Source organism: Granulicella sibirica (assembly GCF_004115155.1).
GTDB classification, from domain to species: Bacteria; Acidobacteriota; Terriglobia; order Terriglobales; family Acidobacteriaceae; genus Edaphobacter; species Edaphobacter sibiricus.
Genome location: NZ_RDSM01000002.1, coordinates 706,959 through 725,297, shown reverse-complemented (window position 1 = coordinate 725,297; position 18,339 = coordinate 706,959). Strand labels below are relative to the sequence as shown.

Here is an 18,339-nt window from a genome sequence, read left to right as displayed (position 1 = left end):
GTCCTCCCGCTTCCCTGAAAACCGCGCGAACCTCTCAAGCGACGGCTAAAACCCACTCAAACTTATCTGACTCCTGCCGCAAGCCTTCGTTACTCCGCAACCGCCGCTTCGGACGCCTTCTTGAAGGTAGCAAGCGCAAGCAGCGGAAAGTAGTCCCGATACATATGGTACCCAAGATAGAAAACCCTCGGGAATCCCGTGCCGGTATACACCGACGCGCCATCCCGTCCATCGGCAAACTCATCCCAGTTCCCCGCCGGCCTCTGCCGATCGACGAGCCACCGAATGCCCTTCGCAACTGAGTCCGACCGCACATCTCCCGCTGCCAGCAGCCCAAGAATCGCCCACGACGTCTGCGAGGCCGTACTCTGCCCCTCGCCGCGGGTGTTCGGGTCGTCGTAGCTCCGGCACGATTCGCCCCAGCCGCCATCGGAGTTCTGAACCATCCGAATCCACTCCGCCGCCTGCACAACCGCAGGCTCATGGTTCCAGAAGCCCATGGCCTCAAGCCCGCGCAGCACGAGGAACGTCCCGTAGAGATAGTTCACACCCCAGCGTCCAAACCAGCTCCCATCCGACTCCTGCTCCTTGAGCACGAACTGGATCGCCTTCTCCACCCGCGGATCCCGCCGCGTATACCCGTAGGTCGCGAGCATCTCCAGAATGCGCCCGGTGATATCGACCGTCGGCGGATCGAGCATCGCGTTATGGTCGGCAAACGGAATGTACTGGAAGATCATCTTCGTATTGTCGCGATCGAAGCTCGCCCAGCCGCCGTTCTTGCACTGCATCGCGAAGATCCAGTCCAGCGCCCTCTGCGATACCTCATGCTGATACCGCTCGCGAGGATTCGCCACGCAGCTCAGCGCCAGCAAAACCTGTCCAGAATCATCCACATCCGGGTAAAACTCATTGTTGTACTCGAAGTACCATCCACCCGGCGCGACGTTCTTCACCTTCACCGCCCAGTCGCCCGTATGCCGCACTTCCTTGGATAGAATCCAGTCCGCCGCCTTCAGCAGCCGGGGATCATCTTTCGACACACCAGCCTCACCCAGCGCGTACATCGCATACGCGGTATCCCAGACCGGAGACATGCAAGGCTGCATCCGGAACGTAGGCGGACGAACGCCCTCAACCCCCGGATCTTCGATCCCAAGCTTCTCGAACTCATCCATCGCCCGGATCACCTGCGGATCGTCAGCCGAGTATCCAAGGCAGCGCAGCGCAATGATCGCGTTCATCATCGCCGGATAGATCGCGCCCAGCCCATCCGACATCTCCAGCCGATCCAGCATCCACTTCTCGGCTCGCTTCAGCGCCACCTTGCGCAACGGACGGATATGCACCCGTTCCAGCCAGTGCGTCAGCCGATCGAAGAAGAGAAAGATGTTTCTCCACCCAAGCAGCTTCTTCGTATCCCATTTCAGGTGCAGGTTGGCATTCTCCCGCCCACCCACAAAAAGCTCTTCAATCCCCTGCCCGGCCTCGATCTTCTTGAACGGCTTCTTGGCGTAGCCAATCGAAAGCGGAACCACGATCGCCCGCGACCACGAAGAAATCTCGTAGATATTGAAGTAGAACCAGTTCGGAAACAGTACGATCTCCGGCGGCACGGCCGGAACCGCGTCGTAGTCGTACTGCCCCATGAAGCACAGGTAGATCTTCGTAAACGTGTTGCACTCGACGACGCCACCGTTGGCCAGGATCCACGTCCGCGCCTTAACCAGCACAGGGTGATCCTTCGACCAGCCCATCAGCTTCAGCGCAAAGTAGCACTTCACGCCAAGCGAGATATTCGACGGCCCATTCGGATAGATACTCCATCCGCCATCATCATTCTGATGGCGCAGGATCTCGCGAACCGCGCCTTCCATCCGCTTGGGATCGCCACTGCCGAAAAGCATGTGCAGAAAGATGTAGTCGGCCTCAAGCATCGAGTCGGCCTCAAGCTCACCCGACCAGTACCCTTCGCCATGCTGCATCCCAAAGAGCCACTTCTTCGCCCGCTCAATACCAGCGGTGACGTGCTCCAGCCCCAGATCCATGCGGCCATAACGCGGCCGCGCGGGCTGCTGGATGGCCTGCGGTTTCCCTGAAGCTGATTCTTGTTCCATCAAATGTTTCTATCCCTCTCGCCGCGTCCTCGTACGAACTGACTGGCCCGAGCTACAGCCGCGGAGCCGATGCAATGGCCTGAACGATCTCCGGAGGAAGCCCGAAGCGTACATTCTCCGGCATCACTTCCACCTCATCCACGTCCCCATACCCCATCGACTGCAGATACTCGACAACGTCCTTCACCAACACCTCGGGAGCCGAAGCACCCGCGGTCACCGCCACGGTATTCACCCCGTCCAGCCATTCCGGCTGAATCGACTCAGCCGAATCGATCAGGAAGGAGTTTGTATCCAGATTCTTCGAAACCTCTACCAGACGGTTCGAGTTAGAACTGTTCTTTGAGCCGACGACAAGAACCAGATCCGCGCCATGGGCGACGTTTTTGACGGCAGTCTGGCGATTCTCCGTCGCATAGCAGATATCCTGCGCATGCGGCCCGACGATGTTTGGGAACTTCTCCTTGAGCGCCTCGATCATATAGCGCGCCTCATCGAGCGAAAGCGTCGTCTGCGTGAGGTAAGCGACCTTGTCCGGATCCGGCACCACAAGCGCCGCAACCTCTTCCACTGTCGACACTACCTGCGTCACATCCGGAGCCTCTCCCTGCGTCCCTTCGACCTCTTCATGGTCGCGATGCCCAACGAGCACAAGCGAATATCCCTGCTTGGCAAACTTGATCGCCTCGACGTGGACCTTGGTCACGAGCGGGCAGGTAGCATCCACCACCTTCAACCCACGCTCCTTGGCCCGTTGACGAACAGCAGGAGACACGCCATGCGCGGAATAGATCACGCGCGCACCCTCCGGCACCTCGTCCAGCTCGTTGACGAAGATCGCGCCCTTCTTGGCCAGATCCGTCACTACGTAGCTGTTATGCACGATCTCCTTGCGGACATAGATCGGCGCGCCGAATGCATCGAGCGCAATCTGCACGATATCGATCGCACGGACAACACCCGCGCAGAATCCGCGAGGCTTGAGAAGGAGAACCCGTTTTGTCTTCGGGAGGTTTACTGAGTCGTCAACATCAACGTGATCAAGAGTAGAGGTCGTCACCCTCCAAGTATACCTCTTCCCGGTAAAGGGAGCGACTGTCCTGCACCAACATTGGTGCAACGAACGCAAAGCCGCGACAGGCTCGCTTCAACTCCTGCAAACCAGTCACGGCCAGGCCTGCGTTTTTATATCGAGTAAGCTTCCGCTGAAGTTAGATTGCACCCGTGCAATGCGGATGACCACACTCGCACCCAAGCGTCGTCATGTCCTTCTGATCGGCACACTGTTGTGAACAAAACTTGCTTCCCTCAGCCGCCATACAACTACAGCTCTTATGCGCGCATTTCTCAGTCGACATCGGTAGATCCTCCGGAGTTCACCCTGTGGGATGCACACCCGCTCTGACAAGATGTGTCAACGGCTCGTCTCCATAAGGTGCTGCGCATGCTTAAGGCTCGTCTCCGTCAACTTCGCCCCGCTCAACATCCGCGCAATCTCCTCCACTCTCTCGCCGTCATCCATCCGCCGGATCTCTGTCTGCGTGCGCCCCGCCTTCTCCGTCTTCGCAATCAAAAAGTGCTGATCGGCAAACGCGGCAATCTGCGGAAGGTGCGTAATGCAGAGCACCTGCTGCCCCTGCGAGAGTGTCTTCAGCTTCTGCCCAACCGCCTCCGCGGCCCGGCCACCGATCCCAATGTCGATCTCGTCGAAAACCAGCGTTCGCGGCAGAATCGACTTCTTCCCCCGCTTCCCGCCCGAAGCCTCTTCTTCGACCGTCACCTTCAGCGCCAGCATCACCCGCGACATCTCCCCACCCGAAGCAATTTCATCCAGGGGCTTCAGAGGCTCGCCCGCGTTGGTCGCGATCAGGCACTCCACCCGGTCCCACCCATGCGCCGTCCACCCGTCACTGCCCTTCTCCGGCGTCACCTGCACATGAAACCGCGTCTTCATCGCTAGGTCGTTGATCTGCCCTTCCGATCTCTTCTCGAGCCGAGCCGCGGCCGCCACCCTCAACGCCGTCACTGCCTCCGCCGCGGCCACGTAAGCCTTTGCGTCCTCGGCCTGCTTCGCCTTCAACTCCGCCAGCAGTGCATCCCGGTTCTCCACCTCCGCCAGCCGCGCCGACGCCTCCGCCCCAAACGCCATCACCTCCGCAAGCGTCTTGCCATACTTCCGCTTCAGCCTGTCCAGAGCCTCCAGCCGTTCTTCAATCTCGTCCACCCGCTCCGGCGACGCGCTCAGGTTGTCCGCGAAGTCCCGCACCTCCGCGCTCACATCCTCGACCCCGGCCTTCGCCGCCGCCAACTGCTGCGCCGCCCCTTCGAACCGCGCATCGAACCGCGCCAGCTCCTCGACATGCTTCAACGCAGCCCCAAGCATCGACTCCACCGACTGCTCCGCCTCGTACAGCACCTCGTGCGCGCTCATCGCCGCGGTATAAAGCCGCTCAACGTTCCCGAGCACCCGCTTCTCCGCCTCAAGCTGCGTATCCTCATCCTCCGCCGTCAAGCCTGCCGAAGAGATCTCCGAGCTCTGAAACCGCCAAAGATCCGCCATCCGCAGACGGTCCTGCTCATCCGACTCCAGCTCCGCTAGCTTCGCCGTCGTCCCCCTCCACGCCCGAAATGCCTCCGCCACCGCCTCGGCAGAGATGCCGCCGAACCGGTCCAGCAGAATCCTCTGTTGGGCCTCGTCGAACGAGCCCAGCGTCTCCCCCTGCGAATGCACAAGCGCAAGCTCCGGGGCCAACTGCCGCAGCACCCCCACGGTCGCGGGCTGGTTATTGATGAAGACCCGCCCCTTGCCGCCCGTGAGGATCTCCCGCCGCAGGAGAATCGAGCTCTCATCCGCATCCGCATCAATTCCGTTCGCCTCGAGGATCCCGCGCGCTCCCGGAGTCATCTCGAAGACGCACCCCACCACCGCCTTCTCCGCGCCATGCCGCACGAAGTCAGCCGAAGCCTTGCCACCAAGCAGAAGCGCAAGGGCATCGATCAGGATCGACTTCCCCGCGCCCGTCTCGCCCGTCAGCAGGTTCAGCCCGCGGCCAAACGTCGCCACCGCCCGGTCGATCACCGCATAGTTCTCTGCCCGCAACTCCAACAGCATCGTCGCTTCGCCTCACCTTCGCTTTGGCGAAGCATAGCACGGCCCGCCGGTCCAATCCTTACAACCCAGCCAAGCAGCTCCGCTGCCGATCAGCTTCGCTCCCAATCAGCTTCGCTCCCAATCAGCTACGCTCCCAATCAGCTCCGCTCATAGTGAAAGTGCAACTCCTGCTCGCTGGCCACCGGAACACCGTTCTTCTTTGCCGGCGTATACGACCACTGCCTCACCGTCGCAATCACCAGGTCGTCGATCTGCTGCCCAAGTCCCTGAACAAGCGTTAGATCGGCAATCCGGCCCTGCTCGTCGATCACGGCATTCAGGATCACGTCCCCCTTCGTGCCATGGGGAAGCACCGAAAGGTTCGGCTTTGGATAGGGAAAGAATGTCTGCAGCGCAATCGTGATGTCGCCTTCGCCGCGACCGCTCTGAGCGGCGGCTCCGGAGCCGCTCTCGGCAGCGGGTGCCTGCTTCTCGACGGGCTTCGCTTCAGCCGCAGGAGAATGAAGCGTAGCGACAACCGTCTTCTCCGGCTCTTTCTTCGTTACAATCTCGCTCTTCGGCTGAGGCGGTCCACCAGGGCTGTAGTACGCCAGAAATCGGACCCCCTCATGAGTGCCCGGCAAGCGATAAGGAGCAAGCTTCGGAGCCTTGTGGAACACCCCGATCACCGCGAGGATCAATCCAAGGTGAATCCCGGCGGAAAGACCATCACTCCGCAGCCGCGCACCCCGGCTACGGCCATCGACTCCGATCCGTCCCTTCAAAGTCTGCATCGCGCCTCCACCCCTGTTAGACGACTCATGCTGCATGATAGACGACGCCTCTCTCGCTTACCTCCGCTACAGTGAACATGAGCCAAGGAGCCAAGCATGCCCACCGTAGCCATCATCGGACCCGGAGCCATCGGCTGCGCCGTCGGCGGACCACTCGTCGAAACCGGCCGCGAGCAGGTCCTCTTCTGTGGCAACACCGCCTTCGACCGAATCCACGTCACCTACCCCACCGGCCCCGCCTTCGAAGGCCCCGCCAAATCCGTCACTACCCCACAAGACCTTGCCCCTGTCGACTGGGTTCTCCTCTGCGTCAAAGCCCACCAGGTTCCCGGCACCGCCCCCTGGCTCCGCGCCCTCGTTGGCCCCGCCACCCGCGTCGCCGTCCTCCAGAACGGTGTCGAGCATCGCGAGGTCGTCACCCCGATCATCGGCGACGGCTCCCGTATCCTCCCCGTCGTCGTCCAGATCCCCGCCGAGCGGACCGCCCCGGGCGTTGTTAAGCTCACCGGAGACCCCCACCTCGTCGTCTCCCGCGAACCCCTCGGCACCGCCTTTCAATACCTCTTCAACAAGTCCCGCCTCCCCGTGAAAACCACGCCCGACTTCCTCAAGGCGATGTGGGAGAAGATGTGCCTCAACTCCGCGAACGGCTCCATCACCGCCCTCACCGAACGCGATCAATCCGTCCTCCGCCAAGCCGATGCCGCCGAGCTGGCCCGTCAAATCATCCTCGAAGCCATGTCGATCGCCCGGGCCGAAGGCGCCACCCTCGACGACTCCCTCCCCACCCGCATCATCGCCAACCTCGCCAATGCTCCAGGCGGGGGAAATTCCATGTACTTTGATCGCCGCGCCGGCCGCGACCTCGAATACGAAGCCCGCAACGGAGTCCTCGTCCGCCTGGGCAAAAAGCACGGCATCCCCACCCCGGTGAACGCCACCCTCTACGCCCTGCTCAAAAATCTCAAGCCCCGCCCCAGCGCCTAGTCTTACGGCGCCTAGTCCTTCAGATAAGCCTGAGAATCCAGCAGCGGCCGCTCCATGCTCCGCGACCAGTCCGTCATCTCCCCTGGCTCTTTCCCACTCGAAACAGCCTTCCCGAACTCACTCCGCATGTTCTGCATCTTCGCCTCAAGATCATCGAGAGCGCTCAGCAGCACGGCCTCCGGAGTCATTGGCAGCTTCGGCGATCCGAACTCGTACTTCCCATGGTGGCTCAGGATCATATGCTCCACCAGCACCCGTAGCTTCTCCGGAAACGCGCCAATCTCCTTCAGCTTCTCCCGCAGCATCCCCTGCGCGATCGAGATATGCCCGATCATCTGCCCTTCCAGCGTGTACGAAAACGTGTTCTTCCAGCTCAGCTCCCGTATCTTCCCGATGTCATGCAGAATCGCCCCCGTCACCAGCAGATCCGCATCCACTTCCGGATAAAACGGAGCCGTCCCCCGGCACACCCGCACCAGCGTCAACACATGCTCGAGCAGTCCGCCGATCCACGCATGGTGCAACACCTTCGCCGCTGGAGCCACGCGAAACGCCGCCCCTATCTCCTCATCATCGAGAAACGCAAACACCAGCCGCTTCAAATCCTCATTAGCAAATCCCGAGACATATCCCCGCAACTCCGCCCACATCTCGTCAATGTCGAAAATGGTAGTCGGCACAAAATCGGCGCTCTCGATTTCGCTCTCCGCCGCATGCCGCATCTTGTTCAGCGTGATCTGAAACTTGCCGTTGTACTTCGAGATCTGCCCCTGGACCTTGACGTAGCATCCCTCCGAGCAAGCCGTGATCGCATCGGCGAACTCCTCCCACATGCGCGCTTCCATGGTGCCCGTCTTATCCGCCAGCGTCAGCGCAAGATACTGCCCGCCACCACCCTTACGATCCCGTACCTGCAGCGTAGCCAGCGCAAAGTAAGTCGTCACGACTGCATTCTCGAACTTCGCCGCATCCGCTATAAAAAAGTCTTTCATTGCCACTCAGAATACCTCCCACACGCAGCAACGCGGAGGCCGAAGCCCCCGCGCCGCCGTGCCTTATGGTTGTTTAGTTAGAAGGAGGAGTCCCAGCCGGAACCGTGCTTCCCGGAGCCGGAGTTGTGCTCCCCGGAACCGTCGGCGGAACGGGAGCACCCGGAGCGGGAGCGTCCGCCGGAGGAAGCGTCGTTGGATTCGCCGGCGTGGTCGCTGGAGCCGTCGTCCCGCCAACCGGCGTCTTCCGCAGGTCGTTGGTCGTACCCGGTCCCGTAGGATTCGCGAACTTGTCATCCTTCGGCGCGGCTGGCTTGGTCTGCAGCCTCTCCTTCGGATCACCCTTCTTCCGCTTCTTCTTCTTTTTCGTCGTATCGCCATTCAGGCCAAGCGGAGCCGACTGCGTCTTCACCGACGCCTTCTCCTCCGCCGACATCGGAACCGGCGTAGCAACCGCCTTCTCCTTGGCCTTCGCATCCTTCGCCTGCTTCTTGCGGAACTTCACCTGCGGAGCCCGTGCCGAGTAGCGTGTCTTCTTCTGCGCCGCCGCCACCGGAGCCAGCGGATCCTCGCCATTCACGCCCTCTGCCGTCGCCGGAGCAGGAAGCTGCCCAACCGCCATGCCCGGAGTATTGTTCGGCTGGCTGACCACCGCCGCTGTCTCCTCCGGACCAGCCGGAAGCGCATTCCGCGGAGCCTGCCCGAACCGGATCTTCTCGCGCCGAACCTTCTTCACCTTTTCCTTCTTCACCGAGCTCGCCCGCGAGAGCCTGCCCGTGTTGTTCACCGGAGCAACCGCAGCCGCCGACGAGGAAGAACCCACAGCCGCGCCCGCCGCCGGAACCGCAGCCGCACCACCAACCGCTGCCTTCTCCACACCAGCATCCGCCGGAGCAGACGAAGCCGCGGCGGTGGTAGCAGGAGCAACAGCAGCCGGAGCCGGTGTCGCAGCAGCCGTATCGTCCGCACTATCCCCGCGCGTCGGTCCAACCGAAGCCCGGCGGAACTCGCCCGCCCGCGTCTTCACCTGGTTCTTCTTTTTCTTCACCGGCGGAGGCGCATAGGCTGAGTTGATGATCTTCGTCTGCTTCGGGCTCGCGCCGGAATCCACATAACCCGGACGAATATCCACGTAAGCATCTTCCCGCAGCTTCGTCAGGTAAGCCCTGAGCGCAGGCTGCATCTGCTCCTGGTAGATTCCCTGCTGAATATCCTGTTCCACATCCTTCATCGGCGGAACGCCGGCCTGCGGATGCTCGAGCACCTTCAGCACCACGAATCCCTGCCGTGTCCGGATCGGCGCCGTCGACTCCCCGATAGCCAGAGGATAGGTCTGGTCTTCGAGAACTTTCGCCAGCCCGCCCTTCTTGTACAGCCCAAGCTCGCCACCCTGTGCCGCCGTAGCACCGCCCGAGTACTGCTTTGCCAGGTCGCTGAACTTCGCCCCAGCCTTCAGCTTCGCGACAAGGTCGTCCGCCTTCGCCTGCGCCTGCGCCACCTGGTCGGCGGACGCATCCGCCGGAGTCGGAATCAGGATCTCGGCCAGCCGGATCTGCTCCGGCTGCTCGAACTCCTTCTTATGCGCCTCGTAGTACGTCTGCTCCTGCGCCTGCGTCATCTGCAGACGGCGTCCGACCTCGTCGCGCACTACCTGCTGCGTAATCACGCCGTTGCGGATATTCGCCTTGAAGTCCTCGAACGACACGTTTTGCGACCGTGCCGCCTTCTCCAGGTCTTCCATCGTGTCGAAATGGTTCTGCTTGCGGATCTCGTCGAGACGCCGAATCACTTCCGCATCCGCGTTGATCCCAAGCTCCTTGCCCTTCGACAGCAGGAGCTGCTGGTCGATCATGTCCCGCAGCATATTCTTCTGCCGCTCCGCTGCTTCCTCGGAACCAACGTTCGCCTGCTTCAGCTCCTGGTTCAACTGCTCCTGGCTCCGGAGCACATCGCTCTGGCTGATGATCTGGTCGTTCACCCGCACCACGACGTCTTCCACCACCGTCCCGTTCGGCGTAATCGCCGCAGGCACCGGCAACGCCGGGGTTGCCGGTGCTGCGGGAGCCATGATCGGGCTCTGGTACCGCGGAGCCTGCGCTGACAGCGGAGCGGCCCATACCACCATTGCCGCGCCGCCCACCATGGCCGCGCGCAGAAGACGATTCATCAACGTTCTTTCCATCATTCCCGAAAACCCTTTATGCCTGTCGCAGACAGACCACACACATCACAGATTCCGCACGCATGCCTCGCATCGTTCTTAAGAGACGAAGCCGTTAAGAAATGGTGTCAACCTATTCTAAGGCCGAACAGCCTCCCAAACCGAACCCCACCCTGAACCCCGCCCCATCGGAGAGACACAGGCCTTGGGAGTACCCGAACCACACCCCCAGGGGATGCCTTCCGGCTCACCTCCCGGTGTATACTCCGTCCAACGCTGGTCTGTCTTAACCCGCGCGAAACGTTCCGGATCCGCCTAGGGACGCCGCGCCGTCGCTCCCCGAGGTCAACACGCCGATGGCTCCACGCACCCGCCGCGCACTCTTCTCCGTCACCGTCTTCCTCGCAACCTGCGGCGTTCTCGGCTCCATCATCAGCCAGAAGGTAGCTGCCCAGTCCGCCTCCGACGAGTCGACCCTGCGCGATTCGCTCCACCAGTTCACGAACGTCTACTCCCTCGTCGAACAGAACTACGCCGACCCCCTCACCTCCGATAAGACCGACAAGGTCATCTACGACGGCGCGATCCCGGGCATGCTTCACGTTCTCGATCCCCACTCCAACTTCTACGATCCGAAGGCCTTCGCCCAGATGCGCGAGGACCAGCACGGCCGCTACTACGGCGTCGGCATGTCCATCCAGCCCCAGCCCGACAAGCCCGCCGACGGAGACAAGCCCGCCACTACCAAGATTGTCGTTCTGGCTCCCTTCGAAGGAACTCCTTCCTACAAGGCAGGCATCAAGCCGGGCGATACCATCCTCTCCATCGACGGCAAATCGACCGATGGCATGGACTCCGCCGCCGTCGCCTCCCTACTCAAGGGTCCCCGCGGCTCTCACGTCTCGGTCACGATGTTCCGCGAGGGCTCGCCAAAGAATCTCGTCTTCGACCTCGTCCGCGACGAAATCCCTCAGCCCTCGGTTGACCTGGCCTTCGAGCCCAAGCCCGGTATCGGCTACATCCATGTCAAGCAATTCATGGAGACCACCAGCCGTGAAGTCGGAGACGCGCTCGACAAGTTCAACGACGCCGGCACCCTCAACGGCCTCGTGATCGACCTTCGCGGCAACCCCGGCGGCCTCCTCAACGAAGCCGTCAACATGAGCGACAAGTTCCTCCAGAAGGGCCAGATCGTCGTCTCCCAAAAGGGCCGCGCCTTCCCCGATCAGGTCTACCGCGCCGCCCACGGCTCTGACGCCAAGTACCCCATCGTCGTCCTCGTCAACCGCAACACCGCCTCCGCCGCCGAAATCGTCTCCGGAGCCCTCCAGGATCATGACCGCGCTCTCATCGTCGGCGAAACCACCTTCGGCAAGGGACTCGTCCAGACCGTCTTCACCATCAGCGAGAACTCCGGCCTCGCCCTCACCACCTACCACTACTACACTCCCTCCGGCCGCCTCATCCAGCGCAACTACGACCACATGAGCCTCTACGACTACTACGTCGTCCGCGACGGCTCCAGCACCCCCAAGGACAAGTCGAACCTCGAGGTCAAGCTCACCGACTCCGGCCGCACCGTCTACGGTGGCGGAGGCATCACCCCCGACGAGAAGATCGACAACGTCAAGGCCAACGCCTTCCAGAACACGCTCCTCCAGCACTACGCCTTCTTCGATTTCGCCCGCTTCTACCTCGGCAGCCGCACCATCCCGAAGGACTTCACCGTCGACGACCCCGTTCTCCAGCAGTTCAAGGGCTTCCTCAAGAACAGCAAGATCGACTACACCGACGACGACATCACGAAGAACATCGACTGGGTCAAGGAGAGCATCAAGACCGACCTCTTCACCAGTCAGTTCGGCCAGCTCGAAGGCCTCAAAGTCCGCGCCGAGTGGGATCCCCAGATCAACAAGGCCATGACCTTCCTGCCCGAAGCCCGCGCCCTCGAAGACCACAACAAGTCCAGCCAGAAGCCCCTGACCACCGCCAGCCGCTAAGCACCGCAACCGCCCTACCGGCTGCTGCGGTTGCCCTTGCCGCTGCCCCTCTTGTTGTCATTCCCGAAGGGAATCTGCGTCTGCACTTGCCACTGCCCGTTCCCCGGCGTCATCCGGAGCGCGCGAATGACCCCTTCATTTCAAAGCCACCAAAACTTTTTTCCAAAGAAACACCCAAAAAACACCAGCAAATTCAGCTGTCAAGTCCCAAAATCATCTAACTCGCACAAAACAAAGCGCAAACTCACTGTCCATTGAGTTACGGTCAGCCCCGTACAATTAACAACAGATGGAAAGAGAATCCGACCCCGGGGGATTTCGGCTCCTTCCACCAAAAACCAGTGCTAACTCCTTTATCTACTAATATTTGCAGCTAAGTCTTTTGCTGTCTCATATTTGCAGCCAAAGGACACGCGTAGGCCGTTGAAAATAAATGAGTTCCACCCCGGCTATGGTAGGGGGGGTACACCCTCAAACGGCTGCAGGAATCGTGGGCCTCGTCCGATACTCAAAATGCCTCTTCAGCCCAAGCAGAGGCTTCTCAAAGAACCGATAGCTGAGAACCGCGCAGAGGACAATGATCGGAAGCAGCAGGATCGCAACCACAAAGTGCGTCAGCAGCGATCGATGCAGGACCGACCCGACCAGGCGCAGCATCGGTTCCCTGAGGAAAATAGGCACAACCGCCTGGAAGATATAAAGCCCATAGCTGTACCTCCCGAAGAGCCGGAGAAACGGCGAGCGAAACACTCGACTCGCCAAAGACCGTGGTTCCAGACAAAGCGCGATCAGCGAAGTGGCCGCGATTCCAACCACCGTAAATTGAATCGCAAACAGGAACGGTTCTGCATTCCACCAGACGAACCCGGAACGCCTCAGGAAGATAGCAGTCATCACGCCACTTGACGCCAGAAAGACCAGCAAGGCAAACCGCCCAGCCAGCGCAGCGAAACGACTCTGAAGCAGAAGCGCAAGAGACGCGCCCAGAAAGAGTCCATCCGCCCTGGTAGGCAGGCTCGAATACAACGCAATCAGATCCACACCTCGCCCGGCAAGCCAGAACCGAAGCCCAAGCGAGGCGAGCGAAAAGATGATCGCAAGAGGAAGCAGCCTGCGAGGCTTCCGCAGCAGAAAGACAAGCAGCGGCCAAACCAGGTAGAACTGCTCCTCAACATGCAGCGACCAGAAATGGATCAGGCTGACTCCGCCGCCAAAGTCGAAGTTCCACCCTGCCTGATGAGGATCGATGAAAATCCGATTCGTGTAAGTCAGCAGACGCCACTGTTGCCCTCCCCAATGGATCTGGAACAGAGGAGTGCAGGCAAGAACGAGGAAGACAACCGCGTAATACAGCGGGAAGATCCGGAGCGATCGTCTCGCATAGAAGTTCCGGAAGAAGCCAGGCGTCTCAACAGTCTCGATCAGGATGCTGGTGATCAGAAATCCAGAGAGCGCGAAGAACACATCGACACCCGTCCACAACGAGTCTCGCAGCCCCTGCATCCATGGAAATCCGGGAGCTCTCGACGCAATCTCGATAATCACGAAGTGATTCGCGAGCACCATCAGGATAGCAAGTCCGCGAATGCCATCGAGTGCAGGAACATGCCGCGATCCCGCGACCCGTGCGGTGGACAGGTCCGAACGGGAAGAAGCCGCCATGTCTCGATGATAGATCAGAGGAAAGCGCCGAAGTCTTACATGGAGCGGGAGACCGGGATCGAACCGGCGACATTCAGCTTGGGAAGCTGACGTTCTGCCACTGAACTACTCCCGCTCGCATCATCGGACAGACCAAGTGTACCAAAATCTATCCCTTGTATCCCAGGCCCGCGAGCACGCCGCGCATATACGCAAAGCTCTCGACAACACCCGGCATCGGATCGTTTTCCTTGATCTCGTACTCAAGATCCACGTTGCCCGGATACTTGATCGCGATGAGTGCCTTGAAGATATCGCGCACGGGCATCACGCCCTCGCCGACGGCGACCTGGCTCTCTTTCACCTTGCCATCCGCAAGATCCTTCATATGCATATCGAAGAGTCGCGGCCCAACCAGGTGAACAGCTTCGACCGGATCCGTCCCGGCGCGCATCGTGTGACCAACATCAATGCAGCATCCCATCCGCGGATCCATGTTCTTCACCACCTTCAGCACATCGAGCGGAGAAGGCCACTCCTTATCTTCCGTACCGTGATTGTGGATCGCCAGCTTGATGTCGTACTGCTTCACGAACTTCTCCACTCGCCCGATCGTCTGGTGCGTCGGCGCTCCAACGATGATCGGAATACCCGCCGCCTTGCAGTACTCGAACTTCATCCGGATGTCGTCATCCTCATCCTTAGGAAAATAGATCGTGCCAGCGGCCGTAAGTTTGAATCCCGCCGCCCGGTACTCATCCGCCTTCGTCTTCACCTGATCGAGCGGCGTCATCGGGAGATGCGTGTCTTTTAGGTTCAGGTATGGCGTCTTCAACTGCTTCATAAATTCAATCAGTTGCGTGTCGTTGAACTTGCGAAACGTATAACTCGCAATCCCAAGTCGGATTGGCGACGGGGCATCGGGAGCGCCGCTGAAGCCCCCCGCCCGTGCCAGCGGGTTAAACAGAGCAGAAGCGGAGAGGGCGGCGCTGGCGCGCAGGACACTTCGACGGCTGACGTAATTTTTCATCGCCCGAATCATATCCGAACCGAAACACGATGCGCATCCCCATTGTGAAAACCCCAGCAATCCCCCAATTGGGGATACATTACCTGGCATTACTTCGGGCTATACTCCTTCCATGCCTGCCCGCATGTACGTCCCCTTCGCCCTCCTGCTCGGAGTCGCGTCAACCGGAATTGCGCTCGCACAGGATGGGCCAAAAGATTTCTCCACGAGCACAAGAGATCTCCCGAGCTTTGTTGCCGCTCCTGTCATCGGTGGCGGCTCCTCAAGCACCGGCGGAGCAACCCCCACCGTCTCCTTCCTCGGTGCCTTCTCCTCGATCGGCGCGGACGCGCACATTGGACTCGGAGGCATCGGCTTCGACGTCGCGACTCCCCTCACCCGCCGCATCAACATTCGTCTCGGCGGCGACTTCTTCCGCTATACCGACACCTTCGTCGAGGATCAAGCCAATGTCACGGCCTCCCTGAAACTAGGCTCCGGCCACGCTTCCGTCGACTGGTTTCCCTTCAACAACAGCTTTCGCATCAGCCCGATGATCAACTTCGTCAACAACAACAGGGTCCGGGCCACCGTCCTCGTGCCCGCTGGCACCACCATCACCCTCAGCGGTTCGGACTATGTCAGCAGCGCCACCGATCCCCTCCACGGCAGCGGATCCGTCGACTTCCGCAGGACCTCTCCAGGGCTCACCATTGGATTCGGAAACATCATCGCCCACACCCCGAAGCACCTCAGCTTCCCCGTCGAGCTCGGCTTCTACTACGTCGGTCAACCCACGTTGAAGATAGCCTTCTCGGGCAGCGCCTGCGATCCATCGGTCCCCGCAAGCATCGGTTGCGAGTCAGTCACCGACGATCCCGACTTTCAGCAGAGCCTCAATGAGTTTCGCGCTCGGAATAATAACAACCTGAGCTACGCCTCATTCTTTCCTGTTCTCACCGTCGGCGTTGGATACAGGTTTTCGCTCTTCTAGAGCAATGAATCAACTGCACGCTCCGAAGTGCCGACTATGAACCTGATTGGCGGCTCTGGTGTCGCCGACGATTAGCCAGGCATGGCCAGATTGTTCATTCTTTGGTGGAGCTGAGCGGGATCGAACCGCTGACCTCCTCGTTGCGAACGAGGCGCTCTCCCAACTGAGCTACAGCCCCCCACCACACCAGCACCGCGCACCACGTAAGCAGGCACAGTCCCCGGGAACGAATCCAAGTGTAACAGGACACACATCCCACTTCAAAGCGGAAGCCGGACCATCAAATGGAAATCCGCACCCGAATTTCTTCCAACAGCCGGTCCATGTCACCCGCAGCAACGCCACCCTGCGCCATTCCGGCCGACCCGCCGCCACGCGCTCCGAGCACTGCAAGAGAGTCCTTCAACACCGCACCACAATTGACGCCTGCATCGCCCCCCGCAGCCAGCACAATTGTGCCCCGCTCCCCATTCGAAGTCCGGATGATCGCGACTCGCCTTCCATCCAGCGCGACCACCTTCGCCGCCAGAAGCTTGGCATACTCCGCGTCCCTACTCGTCGCCTCGACCAACCTACCCGCTAACGTCCGTGCCTCAAAACCCGCAATTTCCTCCAGCAGAGTGCGGCTCTGTTTGGCAGTCGACCGCGCGTCATCGAGCATCACCGAAATCTTTCCTGCCAACTCCCCGGGACCACTGGAAAGCAGCCTTCCGATCTCTCCAATTCTCTCGAAATCCTGGCGTGCAGCCCGCACTGCCCTCAGCCCGCAGCAAAATTCCACCCGAACCGCCTGCTTCATTCTCTCAATCCGCCGAACCGTAAGGCCGCCGATCCTTCCCGTCGACGCCACATGCGTTCCTCCGCATGCGTTCCACTCCACCCCCTCAATCGCGACGATCCGGATAGTCCCCTCCCGTTCTGGAAGCTTGCGCAACTCTCCTCGCTCCAGCATTGTTTCGGCCAAGCCTCGCTCTACAACTTCAACCGAAACACCCCGGTTCTCCGCAATCAGTCGATTCGCCGCCTCTTCCACCCCAACGGCATTCTCCCAATCCAAGGCCCCAACGGCCAAGTCGATTGTTGAGCTGTCCGCCCCGAGATGAAAAGAGACAGTGGCCGCACCAAGCTCTCGCAGAAAGACTGCTGACAGCAAATGCTGTCCCGTATGCTGCTGCATGTGGTCTAGACGCCGCCCCGCGTCCACCCGGCCCGTCACCTCGGTGCCGGCCGTCAGCGGCTTCTCAACGACATGCCAGACCTCGCCCGCATCTTCCACGACTGCGAGCACGGGAACTTCAAGCCGCGCCCCACTTCGAGCCACTGCCTCAATCGTTCCCAGGTCCCACGGCTGGCCGCCACTCTCCGGATAAAACGCCGTCCGATCCAGTGCTACCTGCCACCGGTTCTTTCCGTCGACCCGCGACTCCAGCCGGATATCCGTAACCACCGCGCCGAAGTCCATTAGCTCCTGCGCGTCGTAGTACAGCCTCTCCGCAACGCTCAACCCTTAGCCCCCACCGCCGCCAGAAGTGCCTCGATCTCCCGCTTGCCGCCCACGCAAAACGCCGTCCTCTGGTGAATCTTCACCGGCTGGATATCGAGAATCCTTCCCCCTCCGCTTGTTGCCATCCCACCCGCCTGCTCCGCCACAAACGCCAGCGGATTCGCTTCATAGAGAAGCCTCAGCTTGCCACCGGGCTGCTTCTTCGTTGGCGGATAGAGAAACACCCCACCCTTCAAAAGGGTGCGATGAAAATCCGCCACCAGGCTCCCGATATATCGCGAACTGTATTCTCGTCCCAACCCACCATTCCGCAGCGTCTCGACATACCCGGCGAACGCCTCCGGCCACTGCGCCGCATTCGCCTCATTCACGCTGTAGTAGGGCCCCTGCTCCGGCATCACCATGTTCTCGTTCGTCAACACGAACGCGCCCGACGCCGCATCGAGCGTGAATCCATGCACCCCATGCCCCGCCGTGTAGACAAGCACGGTCGAAGGCCCGTAGACGACGTACCCCGCCACCACCTGCCTCATCCCCGGCTGCAGGATCGAGTGCTCGAGCGAGTCTTTGGGGAGCCGCTTATGAATACTGAAGATCGTCCCCACATTCACGTTCACATCGATGTTCGAAGAACCATCCAGAGGATCGAAGATCAGGATGTACTTACCCGTAGCCGGATCGTCGTCGAACACCACTGCGGCTTCATCCTCTTCACTCACCAGCGCGGCCACCCCCTCGCGCGTTCCAAGGCATTCCATCATCGCGTCATTTGCGACTACGTCCAGCTTCTGCTGCGCCTCTCCCTGCACGTTCTCCGTGCCTTGCGCCCCGTACACGTCGCTCAGCCCCGCCGACCGTATCTGCGCCTCGATCCGCTTCACCGCCAGCGTCAACCCGCCCAGCATCCATCCGAAGGCCCCACTCGCCTCGCTGAACTCCTGATCCTGCCCAAGAATATGCTCTTCAAACGTAACCATCGTCGCGATGTCCCTCACGTTTACTCTAAAGCACTCGACCCCGCCCGAAGCAGAATGCACTTCGGACGGGGTTCG

At 60.6% G+C, this 18,339-nt stretch carries 13 protein-coding genes and 2 tRNA genes; 3 read left to right on the top strand and 12 right to left on the bottom strand.

What is annotated here, in order from left to right; translation table 11 throughout:
* Positions 1 to 89: 89 nt before the first annotated feature.
* The 4 genes from shc to GRAN_RS13885 all read right to left on the bottom strand — a co-directional run bounded on the left by shc (position 90) and on the right by GRAN_RS13885 (position 6,002).
* Positions 90 to 2,117, bottom strand: coding sequence for a squalene--hopene cyclase (gene shc, locus GRAN_RS13900; protein WP_128913607.1), 2,028 nt, complete (start codon positions 2,115 to 2,117; stop codon positions 90 to 92).
* Positions 2,118 to 2,169: 52 nt separating this feature from the next.
* A complete protein-coding gene (locus GRAN_RS13895; protein ID WP_128913606.1) occupies positions 2,170 to 3,177 on the bottom strand; it encodes a 4-hydroxy-3-methylbut-2-enyl diphosphate reductase in 1,008 nt (335 codons plus the stop codon).
* Between the two features lie 354 nt (positions 3,178 to 3,531).
* Entirely contained in the window at positions 3,532 to 5,229 is a 1,698-nt protein-coding gene (gene recN / locus GRAN_RS13890; RefSeq protein WP_128913605.1) for a DNA repair protein RecN, read from the bottom strand.
* Between the two features lie 137 nt (positions 5,230 to 5,366).
* On the bottom strand, positions 5,367 to 6,002 hold the full coding sequence (locus GRAN_RS13885) for an energy transducer TonB (protein WP_161570975.1): 636 nt from the start codon (positions 6,000 to 6,002) through the stop codon (positions 5,367 to 5,369).
* A gap of 96 nt (positions 6,003 to 6,098) precedes the next feature.
* Here GRAN_RS13885 and GRAN_RS13880 point away from each other — a divergent pair, with 96 nt between their 5' ends.
* Positions 6,099 to 6,989, top strand: a complete 891-nt coding sequence (locus GRAN_RS13880) for a 2-dehydropantoate 2-reductase (RefSeq protein ID WP_128913603.1) — start codon at positions 6,099 to 6,101, stop codon at positions 6,987 to 6,989.
* Positions 6,990 to 7,000: 11 nt separating this feature from the next.
* On the opposite strand, the gene GRAN_RS13875 is transcribed toward GRAN_RS13880, so the two are convergent.
* Entirely contained in the window at positions 7,001 to 7,981 is a 981-nt protein-coding gene (locus GRAN_RS13875; RefSeq protein WP_128913602.1) for a 3'-5' exoribonuclease YhaM family protein, read from the bottom strand.
* Between the two features lie 73 nt (positions 7,982 to 8,054).
* Positions 8,055 to 10,145 (bottom strand): peptidylprolyl isomerase, encoded by a 2,091-nt coding sequence (locus GRAN_RS13870; RefSeq protein ID WP_241654593.1) that lies wholly within the window; start codon positions 10,143 to 10,145, stop codon positions 8,055 to 8,057.
* Between the two features lie 350 nt (positions 10,146 to 10,495).
* On the opposite strand from GRAN_RS13870, the gene GRAN_RS13865 reads away from it, so the two are divergent.
* Complete coding sequence (locus GRAN_RS13865; RefSeq protein WP_128913600.1) at positions 10,496 to 12,139, top strand: S41 family peptidase; 1,644 nt, start codon at positions 10,496 to 10,498, stop codon at positions 12,137 to 12,139.
* Between the two features lie 471 nt (positions 12,140 to 12,610).
* Here GRAN_RS13865 and GRAN_RS13860 read toward each other — a convergent pair whose 3' ends face one another.
* The 3 genes from GRAN_RS13860 to GRAN_RS13850 all read right to left on the bottom strand — a co-directional run bounded on the left by GRAN_RS13860 (position 12,611) and on the right by GRAN_RS13850 (position 14,810).
* A complete protein-coding gene (locus tag GRAN_RS13860) occupies positions 12,611 to 13,801 on the bottom strand; it encodes an acyltransferase family protein (protein ID WP_128913599.1) in 1,191 nt (396 codons plus the stop codon).
* Between the two features lie 40 nt (positions 13,802 to 13,841).
* Positions 13,842 to 13,916: transfer RNA gene (locus GRAN_RS13855), tRNA-Gly, on the bottom strand.
* A 33-nt stretch (positions 13,917 to 13,949) separates the two neighbouring features.
* Entirely contained in the window at positions 13,950 to 14,810 is an 861-nt protein-coding gene (locus GRAN_RS13850; RefSeq protein WP_128913598.1) for a sugar phosphate isomerase/epimerase family protein, read from the bottom strand.
* 112 nt (positions 14,811 to 14,922) lie between these two features.
* Here GRAN_RS13850 and GRAN_RS13845 point away from each other — a divergent pair, with 112 nt between their 5' ends.
* On the top strand, positions 14,923 to 15,783 hold the full coding sequence (locus tag GRAN_RS13845; RefSeq protein ID WP_128913597.1) for a hypothetical protein: 861 nt from the start codon (positions 14,923 to 14,925) through the stop codon (positions 15,781 to 15,783).
* A 102-nt stretch (positions 15,784 to 15,885) separates the two neighbouring features.
* On the opposite strand, the gene GRAN_RS13840 is transcribed toward GRAN_RS13845, so the two are convergent.
* From GRAN_RS13840 to fbp, 3 genes are all read right to left on the bottom strand, one after another.
* Positions 15,886 to 15,961 (bottom strand) — tRNA-Ala (locus GRAN_RS13840).
* Positions 15,962 to 16,063: 102 nt separating this feature from the next.
* The gene (locus GRAN_RS13835) at positions 16,064 to 17,287 is read right to left on the bottom strand and encodes an alanyl-tRNA editing protein (RefSeq protein WP_128913596.1); all 1,224 of its coding nucleotides are present in this window, start codon (positions 17,285 to 17,287) and stop codon (positions 16,064 to 16,066) included.
* Positions 17,284 to 18,282, bottom strand: coding sequence for a class 1 fructose-bisphosphatase (gene fbp, locus GRAN_RS13830; protein ID WP_241654592.1), 999 nt, complete (start codon positions 18,280 to 18,282; stop codon positions 17,284 to 17,286). Before fbp ends, GRAN_RS13835 begins: the two co-directional genes overlap by 4 nt.
* Positions 18,283 to 18,339: the final 57 nt, after the last annotated feature.

What these genes read in the sequence shown, in the direction of transcription:
- shc (WP_128913607.1), bottom strand. Translation starts at nt 2,117, where the DNA reads ATGGAACAAGAATCAGCTTCAGGGAAACCGCAGGCCATCCAGCAGCCC.
- recN (WP_128913605.1), bottom strand. Translation starts at nt 5,229, where the DNA reads ATGCTGTTGGAGTTGCGGGCAGAGAACTATGCGGTGATCGACCGGGCG.
- GRAN_RS13885 (WP_161570975.1), bottom strand. Translation starts at nt 6,002, where the DNA reads ATGCAGACTTTGAAGGGACGGATCGGAGTCGATGGCCGTAGCCGGGGT.
- GRAN_RS13880 (WP_128913603.1), top strand. Translation starts at nt 6,099, where the DNA reads ATGCCCACCGTAGCCATCATCGGACCCGGAGCCATCGGCTGCGCCGTC.
- GRAN_RS13875 (WP_128913602.1), bottom strand. Translation starts at nt 7,981, where the DNA reads ATGAAAGACTTTTTTATAGCGGATGCGGCGAAGTTCGAGAATGCAGTC.
- GRAN_RS13870 (WP_241654593.1), bottom strand. Translation starts at nt 10,145, where the DNA reads ATGAATCGTCTTCTGCGCGCGGCCATGGTGGGCGGCGCGGCAATGGTG.
- GRAN_RS13865 (WP_128913600.1), top strand. Translation starts at nt 10,496, where the DNA reads ATGGCTCCACGCACCCGCCGCGCACTCTTCTCCGTCACCGTCTTCCTC.
- GRAN_RS13860 (WP_128913599.1), bottom strand. Translation starts at nt 13,801, where the DNA reads ATGGCGGCTTCTTCCCGTTCGGACCTGTCCACCGCACGGGTCGCGGGA.
- GRAN_RS13850 (WP_128913598.1), bottom strand. Translation starts at nt 14,810, where the DNA reads ATGAAAAATTACGTCAGCCGTCGAAGTGTCCTGCGCGCCAGCGCCGCC.
- GRAN_RS13845 (WP_128913597.1), top strand. Translation starts at nt 14,923, where the DNA reads ATGCCTGCCCGCATGTACGTCCCCTTCGCCCTCCTGCTCGGAGTCGCG.